Annotated in this window: 11 protein-coding genes; 8 read left to right on the forward strand and 3 right to left on the reverse strand. The window is 66.0% G+C overall.

What is annotated here, in order from left to right; translation table 11 throughout:
* Positions 1-33: 33 nt before the first annotated feature.
* Positions 34-519 carry a Sec-independent protein translocase protein TatB gene (gene tatB, locus F1609_RS28775; protein ID WP_167080499.1) on the forward strand — a complete coding sequence of 162 codons (486 nt, stop codon included), beginning with the start codon at positions 34-36 and terminating at the stop codon, positions 517-519.
* Positions 520-552: 33 nt separating this feature from the next.
* Positions 553-1,308, forward strand: a complete 756-nt coding sequence (tatC, locus tag F1609_RS28780; protein ID WP_167080501.1) for a twin-arginine translocase subunit TatC — start codon at positions 553-555, stop codon at positions 1,306-1,308.
* 61 nt (positions 1,309-1,369) lie between these two features.
* On the opposite strand, the gene F1609_RS28785 is transcribed toward tatC, so the two are convergent.
* A complete protein-coding gene (locus F1609_RS28785; protein WP_167080503.1) occupies positions 1,370-2,017 on the reverse strand; it encodes a hypothetical protein in 648 nt (215 codons plus the stop codon).
* A gap of 242 nt (positions 2,018-2,259) precedes the next feature.
* On the opposite strand from F1609_RS28785, the gene F1609_RS28790 reads away from it, so the two are divergent.
* Both F1609_RS28790 and F1609_RS28795 read left to right on the forward strand, forming a co-directional pair.
* Positions 2,260-3,204 (forward strand): hypothetical protein, encoded by a 945-nt coding sequence (locus F1609_RS28790; protein WP_167080505.1) that lies wholly within the window; start codon positions 2,260-2,262, stop codon positions 3,202-3,204.
* Positions 3,201-4,154: a hypothetical protein gene (locus F1609_RS28795; RefSeq protein WP_167080507.1), complete on the forward strand. Its 954-nt coding sequence runs from the start codon at positions 3,201-3,203 to the stop codon at positions 4,152-4,154. Before F1609_RS28790 ends, F1609_RS28795 begins: the two co-directional genes overlap by 4 nt.
* A gap of 1 nt (position 4,155) precedes the next feature.
* Here the strand turns inward: F1609_RS28795 and F1609_RS28800 are convergent, their stop codons facing one another.
* On the reverse strand, positions 4,156-5,889 hold the full coding sequence (locus F1609_RS28800; protein WP_167080509.1) for an extracellular catalytic domain type 1 short-chain-length polyhydroxyalkanoate depolymerase: 1,734 nt from the start codon (positions 5,887-5,889) through the stop codon (positions 4,156-4,158).
* A 306-nt stretch (positions 5,890-6,195) separates the two neighbouring features.
* Here F1609_RS28800 and F1609_RS28805 point away from each other — a divergent pair, with 306 nt between their 5' ends.
* Both F1609_RS28805 and F1609_RS28810 read left to right on the forward strand, forming a co-directional pair.
* A complete protein-coding gene (locus F1609_RS28805; RefSeq protein WP_167080510.1) occupies positions 6,196-6,681 on the forward strand; it encodes a hypothetical protein in 486 nt (161 codons plus the stop codon).
* Between the two features lie 19 nt (positions 6,682-6,700).
* Positions 6,701-7,237: a DinB family protein gene (locus F1609_RS28810; RefSeq protein WP_187363168.1), complete on the forward strand. Its 537-nt coding sequence runs from the start codon at positions 6,701-6,703 to the stop codon at positions 7,235-7,237.
* On the opposite strand, the gene F1609_RS28815 is transcribed toward F1609_RS28810, so the two are convergent.
* The gene (locus F1609_RS28815; protein WP_167080514.1) at positions 7,191-7,844 is read right to left on the reverse strand and encodes a hypothetical protein; all 654 of its coding nucleotides are present in this window, start codon (positions 7,842-7,844) and stop codon (positions 7,191-7,193) included. The two genes, F1609_RS28810 and F1609_RS28815, sit on opposite strands and share 47 nt — an antisense overlap.
* A gap of 214 nt (positions 7,845-8,058) precedes the next feature.
* On the opposite strand from F1609_RS28815, the gene F1609_RS28820 reads away from it, so the two are divergent.
* A complete protein-coding gene (locus F1609_RS28820) occupies positions 8,059-8,346 on the forward strand; it encodes a TA system antitoxin ParD family protein (protein WP_167080516.1) in 288 nt (95 codons plus the stop codon).
* 327 nt (positions 8,347-8,673) lie between these two features.
* Positions 8,674-9,210, forward strand: coding sequence for a hypothetical protein (locus tag F1609_RS28825; RefSeq protein ID WP_167080518.1), 537 nt, complete (start codon positions 8,674-8,676; stop codon positions 9,208-9,210).

Consider the following 9,210-nt stretch of genomic DNA (forward strand, 5'->3'; position numbering starts at 1 on the left):
CGGCACGCGCCTTGTCCGATACTTCCAGACGCCATGATCGATCTTGGACTCTCTAAACTCGCCATCATCGGCGTGGTTGCACTCATTGTCATCGGCCCTGAAAAGCTGCCCAAGGTGGCGCGCATGGCGGGCACCCTGTATGGACGCGCCCAGCGCTACCTGCATGACGTCAAGTCCGAGGTGAGCCGCGAGATCGAGCTCGATGAACTGCGCAACCTGCAAAAGGAAGTGCAGGAAACGGCCCAGTCGTTCAAGGACAGCGTCGAAAACACCATCGCCCAGAACATCGACGATGTCGATGCCGCCTGGCGCGACCTGCCTTCCTCAAACGCGCCCAGCGCCACCGTAAGCGACCTCGAGCGCAAGGCGCGCGACTTCCGCCGCAAGAAGCTGGTGCGCAATTCGGCCGTCCCCGGCTGGTACAAGCAGCGCCACGGCGGCAAGGCCCACATCATGTCGGGCGCCGCGCGCGTGAAAAAATTCCGCCCGCGCTCGTCGTCCACCTCGTCCTTCTTCTAACCCTGTTCTTCTAAATACCTCTTTGAATCCTCAATGACAGATAAAGCAGCGGGCGAAGAGACCTTTATCTCTCATCTGGTCGAATTGCGCGACCGCCTGGTCAAGGCTTGCATCGGCATCGCCATCGTGTGCGCCGCACTGATGATGTGGCCCGGACCGGCCCATATTTACGACATCATCGCCCAGCCGATGATCGCTGCGCTGCCGGTCGGCTCGAAGATGATCGCCACCGGCGTCATCGCCCCCTTCCTGGTGCCGATGAAGGTCACGCTGGTGCTGTCGATCATCATGGCGCTGCCGTGGGTGTTCTACCAGATGTGGGCCTTCATCGCCCCCGGCCTGTACCAGCACGAAAAACGCCTGGTGCTGCCGCTGGTGGTGTCGTCCTCGCTGCTGTTCATGAGCGGCGTGGCGTTCTGCTACTTTTTCGTGTTCGGGCGCGTGTTCAAGTTCATCTCCGACTTTTCGCCGGCCTCGATCGCGGTCACGCCCGACATCGAAAACTATCTCGATTTCGTCATATCCATGTGCCTGGCCTTCGGCGCCACCTTCGAGGTGCCGGTGGTGGTGGTGATCCTGGTGCGCATGGGGATCGTCAGCGTGGCCAAACTCAAGGAACTCCGTCCGTACGTGATCGTGGGCGCATTCGTGATCGCCGCTATCGTCACGCCGCCGGACATCGTCAGCCAGTTTGCGCTGGCCTTGCCGATGTGGGTTTTGTTCGAACTCGGCCTCCTGATCGCGCCCGTCTTCGTGCGCGCCACCCAGGCGCCGGAAGAAGCGGCGTAAGCACGCCGCCGCAGCTGCCGCGGTGACTGTTCCCTGCGGCGCTGCCGGTCTTTCCGATTCGCTAGCGCGTCAGGTACAGCACCGTCGCCTCGCTCCCATCACCGCTTCCCACCTGCGTTGCCGTCATGTTCGGCAGGGTTGAACCCAGATTGGCCAGCACGGCCGGCAGCGCGCTTTCGAGCAGGTCGGCACTGGCCGGATTGACCTCGACCCGGCAGGTCTTGGTACGGCATTCGAGCACCCTGACCTGCGGTTCGAGTCCGGCATTGGCACGCGCCAGCGCCGCGCGCACCGCCGCTGACGCCTGGCTGCTCCACGCATGGTCCACCTGTTCCGCGCGAAACATGGTCTCGGCCGGCGCCACCCCCGGCGTTTCGGGCATCACCGGCGTCGCCAACGGCGCGGCCGGCTGCGGCGCGGGCGGCGCGCGCGTGAGCATCAAGCGCAGCTCGGCCACTTCACGCCGCAGACCGGCCACTTCCTGGCGCAGCTGCATGACGTCGTTCGGTAACGGTGCCTCTGGCGGCGCCAGCGCCGGCGCGGCGCGCAGCGGCGGCGCGGGCATTGCCCTGGCAGGCCCGGAAGCGGCGACGGCGGCCACTGGCGGCGCCGCCTGTGCCGGCGCCGCCGCCGGGCTGTCGCCGCCACCGCAGGCGCCCAGCATGGCCATGACGGCCAGCAGCATGGTTGCGCAAATCATTCGCCTCATGGGTCCTCCTGCGGACGTGTAGTTCTGGCACGGCAGCCAGGCCGGCCCCGGAAATGCCGCTGCCGATCCATTCAGCCTAGGAGTTGCGGCGCGCGCGCGTATGAGGTGCATCAATCGTCGCGGGCCGGAATCGGCTGCCTGCGCGCCTTGCGCCAAACAAGCCGCGGGCAAGGCTGCCGGTTTGAAATAGCCTGGCAATTGGTAAGGTAAGATGGCTTGTTTTCATCCCCGTGTGCGATCCGATGCGTTTAGCCGTTTTGTTTCCGAGTGTTCTTTTTGCCGTGCTGCTGGCGTCTTGCAGCGAGCACAAGGCGGCCACGCCGCCAGCTGCCGCCGCGCCGCCTGCCAGCGCCAGCGCAGGCAGGGATGCCGCGCCGCCACCCGCTCCGCCCACGCCCGCGCAGCGTGCAGCCGGGGCCGCGTTGCTGCAGGAGCGCCTGGTGCTGATGCGGGCCATCTTCGGCCAGGCGTACCGGCCGGAGACGTCCCAGGCGACCATCGAGGCTGGCGAACCGGGCCGTTCCGGCACGCGCCAGTACGCGCTGGTTCCGATCGCCCACGCGTTTTTGCCGGACGGGGACGCCGTGCTGGTGGGCGTCGGCGGACAAACCGACGAACAAGGCCACGCGACCGACTTTCTGCTCGACGCCGGCCTGCTCAACGTGTTCATCCTGCGCAAGGTCGATGGCGCCTGGACCGAGCTGCGCCACCATGCCAACGTCAGCGCGCTGGCGCACCAGCCCGGGATGAACAAGGCGGTGTTCGTCAACCTGGCGCCGGGCAAGCCGGGCCTGGCGATGCTGGCCGGATTCAATTCGCAAGGCGAGGAGCGCACCCTGCTGTCGCTGTTCGACCTGGGCGCCGACACCCTGCGCGACCTGGCGGGCGAGCCGATCCATATTGCCTCGGGTAACCGCGCCGGCTGCAATCCCTCGGGACCGGCCAGCTGTTTCAACATTGCCGGCGGCTGGCACTTCGCGGCGCCGGCCGGCGCGGGGCCTTACAACGACCTGGTATTGACGCTCAAGGGCGAGCAAGACATCAAACAGCGCCGCAAGACGCCCGGGCCGGACGGGGATGAATACGAGACCGCCGCAACCCGCAAGCTCGGCGGCACGGCGCGCTACGCCTGGAACGGCAGCGTTTATGCGCTGGCCGAGGGCGCCAACAAGGAACCACAACCATGATGCGCAGAACCATTCCGCTGACCAGCCTGCTCCTGTGCGCGCTCCTGTGCGCCTGCCGCGAGCAGCGGCCCGCCGCCACCCCTGCCGCGCCGGCGGCGAGCGCTTCCGCTACCGCTACCGCGCCCCCTGTCAGCGAGGCCGTGCCCGCAGCGCCCGAACTCACGCCGGAACAACGGGAAGCCGAGGCCGCCGGAATGCGCGAGCGGGTCGTGCTGATGCAAGCCATCTTCGGCGGCAAGTTCAATCCCGTGCACAACGCCGCCACCATGCAGCTGAGCGTGCCGGAAGAGCCTGGCATGCACGTGTACACCATCGAACCGGTGGCGCATACCATCCTGCCCAATGGCGACGCGGCGCTGGTCGCCAACGCCTTGCACGGCGAGCGCGGACCGGACGACAACCGCGTTCGCACCGAAGGCGGGCTGCTGAACATCTTCATCCTGCGCAAGACCAATGGCCGCTGGGCGCTGCTCAAGCACCACCCGAATATTGCGCGCATGGGTAGCTGGGAGACCATCGGCAGGGCCAGGTTCATGCAGCTCGCCCCCGGCAAACCGGGGTTGGCCATGCTGCATGGCTTCGCCATGATGGACTATGCGCAGCGCAAGCTATCTTTGTTCGACCTGACTGCCGATCCGGTCCGTTCGCTCACCGGCGACGGCATCACCATCTTCTTTTCCACGTCCGGCTGCGTTCCCGAGGAGGAAAACATCTGCTCCGATATCGTGGCCGGCTGGCGCTTCGCCCTGCCCGCCGCACAAGCCGACTATAACGACCTGGTCCTCACCTTCGTCGGCCAGGACGACGGCAAGAAGGAAGCGCGCCGCAAGGGCCAGGAAGGCCCGGTACTGGCCTCGGATATCACCAGCCTGAACGGAACGGCGCGCTACGCCTACAACGGCAAGACCTACGTCCTGGTCGAAGGCAAGAATCCGGGCCCGGAAGAATGAACTACGGACAGTTGCCGACCACATAGTGCCCGGGCGCGGTCTGCGCCAGGGTCTGGATGTAGAACAGGTTGTCCAGCCCCATGTTCTGGTTCGACCCGTTGGCCAGCGCAAAGCCGCCGCTGTCATGCGCGCGTCCGGCCTGCACGTGGGCAAAATTGCTTGCCGTGACCGTGGTGCAGGTAAAGCCGCTGCTGGTGCTGGCGTTCACGCCGGCCGACAGGCCGCTTTCCACCGCGCCCGCCACCGACGAGGCCTGGTAGGTATAGGCGGTCGATGGCGCCAGCCCGGTATCGGTGTAAGACGTGCCCGCGAGCGGCGCCGGCGTGACCTTGCTGCCGTTGCGGTAGAGGTTGTAGCCGCTGGCGCCGCTGGCCGCGCTCCATGACAGGGCGATGCTGCTGGCGCTGGCGACTCCTGCCTTCAGGCCGGCCGGCGGCTGCACGGCCGGCACCGGTCCCACCAGGAACGTGGGCAGGGCGCAGGGCGCCGAGGTTTGGCCGGTGGTAGCGCTGGTGGCCGTGACCGTGCCGCTGTAGTAGCCGTTGGCCAGCGCGTAGGCGATGCTGAACCCGGCGCCGCTGCCGGCTGCGGGGTCGTTGACCGGCGTGGCGCCGGAGAGCACCACGCGGTAGCTGCCGATGGCGCCGGCCGCATCCACGCCCGCGCCGCTGATGGTGGCGGCGTTGCCCGACACGCTGGCCGCGCAGGCGGTCATCACCGGCGCCGCAATGGCACTCGCGCGCAGGTTGTTCCTGAACCAGAAATCCATCACGAAGGCCGGGTAATTGACCTTGGTGGCGTCGACGAAGTGCCCGTTCTGCCCGCCGGGTCCGGCCGGCCACGCGTGGCCCATGCCGGTCACCGCGATTTCCGAGGTGCGCAGTTTGCCGTTGCTGTCGGTGTAGGGCGTGTTGCTGCCGCCGCCAGGCACGGCTACCGTTGCGCCCCTGCCGGACACGCCGCCGTAGGCGATGCGCATGGCCGCCGCGTCGATCGGTCCGTAGGCGGGCGAGACCGTGTAATCGCTGGTGCCCCAGATCACGCTGGCGATCTGGGTGGCGAACCTGGCTTGCTGGGCGCCGGCCATGGCGCTGCACTTGTTGGCCGCCGTGCTGGCGTTGAACCCCGACGGCACGCTGCCGATCTGCATGATGGTGGTGCCGGGCGGTGGCCCCGCGTTGATCCCGATGCCGGCGAACACATCCGGCGCCAGGCAGCCCAGCACCATGGTCTGGCCGCCGCCCGACGACAGGCCGGTCACGTACACCTGGTTCGGATCGACCGCATAGCGCGCATCGGCCAGGAAACGGCTGACCAGGTTCAGCAGCACGCCATCGTGGCCGCTGGCGCGGTTGTGATTGGTCAGGCTGTAATCCCAGCAATGGCTGCCGGAGATATTGCCGGTGGCATTCGGGGCCAGGATCACGGCGCCGTACTGGTCGGCCACGCCTTTCCAGTTGAAACCCTTGTCCGATCCCGAATCGATGACGTCGCCGGCCGCCGTTTGCTGGCAGCCGTGCAGCACCATCACCAGGGCGCGCTTGCCGCCCAGCACGGGCTGGGTGGCGGGCCAGTAAAAGTAACCGCTCAGGTTGCCGCCGTTGACGCTGTCCGCGCCCCAGGTCTGGTTGCCGCTCCAGGCGCCGGGGCCGGCCTGGACCTGCGCCAGCGCGCACACTGGCAGGCACAACAGTAAGGAAGCCGCGCGGCGGCCGAGAGAGTGCTTGATGTCCATGATGTCTCCATTCTTCTATATTGAAAATACGGGAAGGCTGCGGGTGCTTGCAGGGAAGAGCTCGGTGGGGGCGTCAGGGATACCGCGCTGGGCGGCCGGCCTTCGGGACGGTTCACGGGAAGTAACAGCTGGAAATAATTCTACCGGAGGCGACCGTAAAGATCGCGGACCGGACGGAGCGTGCTTGCACGCTGCTTGTGCGTCATTGCACAGGGGCGGCCAGCGGCGGCGCGCGATGTGAGGCACAATGACAAGCCGCGCAGCCGTCGCTGCGCTGATTGGTCGATTGATTGATTGGGAGTGATTGTGTCGGTACTTGCCGCAGGTCTGTTTGGTGCCTTTGCCGCCTGGTTTGCCGTGCGCTGGATCGGTGCGCGCCTGCGCATCGGCGCCGGCGACGGCAGCCTTGTTTTCGCGCCTTTCCTGGAGCGGCTCGGCATCCTGCAATTGCTGGGGGTGGCCGTGCTGGCCTGGGTGGCACTGTCGCGCGAGCACGACAGTTACACGGGGCTGGTCGCGCTGGCGCTGCTGCTGGCCATCGGCGGTATCTACTGCCTGTGCGAAGGCATCATGACGCGCGGTAAGGTGGACGATGGCGGCATTATCTTCATCACGCCTTGGGGCGGCAGGCGTAACGAAGCCTGGCATGACCTGCGCAGCGTGCACTACCGTTCGTACTGCGGCATGTACGTGCTCACATTTCGCAGCGGCAGCGTGATCCGGCTGTCGGTCCTGCTCAGCGGACACGGCGCCGTGCTGCAACACCTGCGCGCGCGGGGCCACCGTGTCTGAACTGGCCCACCTGCGCCTGATGGCCGGCTACAACAGCTGGATGAACCAGAAACTGTATGACGCCGCCGCCACGCTGTCCAGGGATGAACTGGCGGCCGATCGCGGCGCTTTTTTCGGCTCGCTGCTCGGCACGCTCAACCACCTGGTCGCCGGCGACACCATCTGGCTGCGCCGTTTCGCCACCCATCCGGCGCGCTTTGGCGCGCTCGATCCGGTGCTGGCGCTGCCGGCACCAGGCGGGCTGGACGCCATCCACAGCACCGACCTGGCCGTGCTGGGCGCGCACCGGCGCCTGCTCGACCAGTTGATCGTCAGCTGGACCGCGCAGCTGGCCGAGGCCGACCTCGGGCATGTGCTGCATTACGCCAATACCAAGGGAATTCGCTCGCAAAAGCGCTTCGGCGACCTGCTGCTGCACTTTTTCAATCACCAGACCCATCACCGCGGGCAAGCGAGCACCTTGCTGTCGCAGGCGGGCGTGGATCTGGGCGTGACCGATTTGCTGATGCTTATCGAGAACGTGGCCGATCATGGCGCGCCACCTGCGCCGCCCTGAGCCCGGCGCCGTCGGCCAGTGGCGCGTGGCGCCTGAGCGAGCGCACCACCTGGTTATATGAATCGACCATGGCGGCGGCCACCGCCTTGCCCTGCGGCGTGCGGGTGTAGCCGTCGGCCGCCGCGAAGCCGCCATTGAAAAAGCCGCCCGCCGCGCCGAAACGCCAGTGGCTGGCGCTGCCCTGCGCCACGGCCACCTGCGCGCCGGAGCGGGTGTCGGTCAAGGTGAGCAGGGTGGACGGCTGCAGGGCGATATCGTGCAGCGAACCGAGGCGCCCGACGGCGCCATCGTGGGCGAAGCTGAGCGATGGCGTGGCGGTGTAGTCGGATGGAGCGAGTATGCGCCCGCTGTGCGCCGACGTGGCCTCGGCCAGGGTGAAGCAGTTCGAGGCGCGCACCATCAGGCGCAGCAGCGGCACGGTGCCGGACAGGTCGGCATCCGTGCCGAAGCGCAGCGTTCCCAGCGCGCGCGGGCAATGCTCGAGCTGGCTGTTAGGCGGTTTGATGCCGGCCGGCGGCGCGGCTGGCGGTGGCGGCCGGCTGGCGCAGCCGGCCAGGGCCATTGCTGTCAGGGCGATGAGCAGGGCGGGGTTTGGGCCTGGCGTCATGGCGTCTCCTTTGCGTGAAGTTGAACAGAATTTCACACATTGTAACGAGGCAATAAGGCAAGTCACTTGCCTCTAGTCAACATCAAGGAAGCCGGCGCGAAATACCACAGTCATTGTTGGCAGGGCAGTCCGTCACGCGATGGAACGGGATGGGCAGGTCGGTTGTCAACGCTTGCAGAGAGCCGCATACTAAAATGAGCATGAGGTGACGACAATGTCCACGACGCTGAGATTGTCGGATGAACTGATCGACATGGCCAAGCCACATGCGGCTGCCGGGCATCGCTCGGTGCCAAAGCAAATTGCGTATTGGGCACGCCTTGGCAAGGCTGTCGAAGACAATCCCGATTTGCCGTTGCAGTTCATGAAAGATACCCTGCTGTCTGCTCAGGAGGCAGAAGCGGGACTGCTTGCGCCCTATCAGTTTGGGGCATGGCCGTGTTGGCGGTCCTTGATGTGTCGGAACTCCGACATTGTCAGGCGCAGTGGCGCGCGTGCCTGAGCGATCGCTTCGAAACGACGAAAATTGCGCTCTCGCTACGATCCAGCAAGACAGACCCTAGGAGCCTGCGCGGCAGAAGCTCGTCGGCCGAAACCGATGGAGAAAAGTCCCACTTGCCGCCCATTTCTCGGCCTGTAGCTAGGCTACAGACCTCAAAAGTGGGTGTGAATTGGGTTCTTTTCCCATTCGTTTCATCTCGACTCCTTCTGCCGCGCAGGCTCCTAGTGGCAGTCGCCCGCGGGATTGACGAAGGTAGTCATTTGTACCATTCTGTTGAGCAGCCGATGGCCCTTGCCTCAGCCCGACCGGACCAACCCGAAGGAACCTATGAAACACATACCGTCGCTAGCGCTGTTTGGTGTTGTCTCGCTCCATTCCCCGCTAAGCGCGTCGGCCGAGGCGCCGAAACATCACCGCGCCGTGCAGCCGCCTGGGCTGTACCAGGTCGATTGGGAGGGGCGGGCCGAGATCATCCAGGAGAAGGGCGCGCCAGGTGTCATCGAAGGCAAGATCGATGGCGCCAGCGGCGATGCATCGAACCGCTTGCGTTCCGGCGCAGCAACGCGTGATTTCGCGGAAAAAGGCAAGAAGCCGCATACCCAGTGCCTGCAGGCCGGCACCCCAGCCGCCCAGGCGGCGAGCAAGGCATCCTGTCCCGACCATACCGTCAAGACCGTCGATCCGGATACCTTGTCCTACGTGTCGAATTGCCCGACCATCCAGATGACCCGCACGGTCAAGCGGATCGACGACAAGACATGGGCAATCGACACCACCATGAAGTTCAAGGGCAATATGCCGACGCAATTTGCCTCGCCGGCGGTGCGCGAGCGCTGGACGCGGGTGTCGGACGTCTGCAAATAG

This window comes from Massilia aquatica (assembly GCF_011682045.1).
Lineage (GTDB): Bacteria > Pseudomonadota > Gammaproteobacteria > Burkholderiales > Burkholderiaceae_D > Telluria_A > Telluria_A aquatica.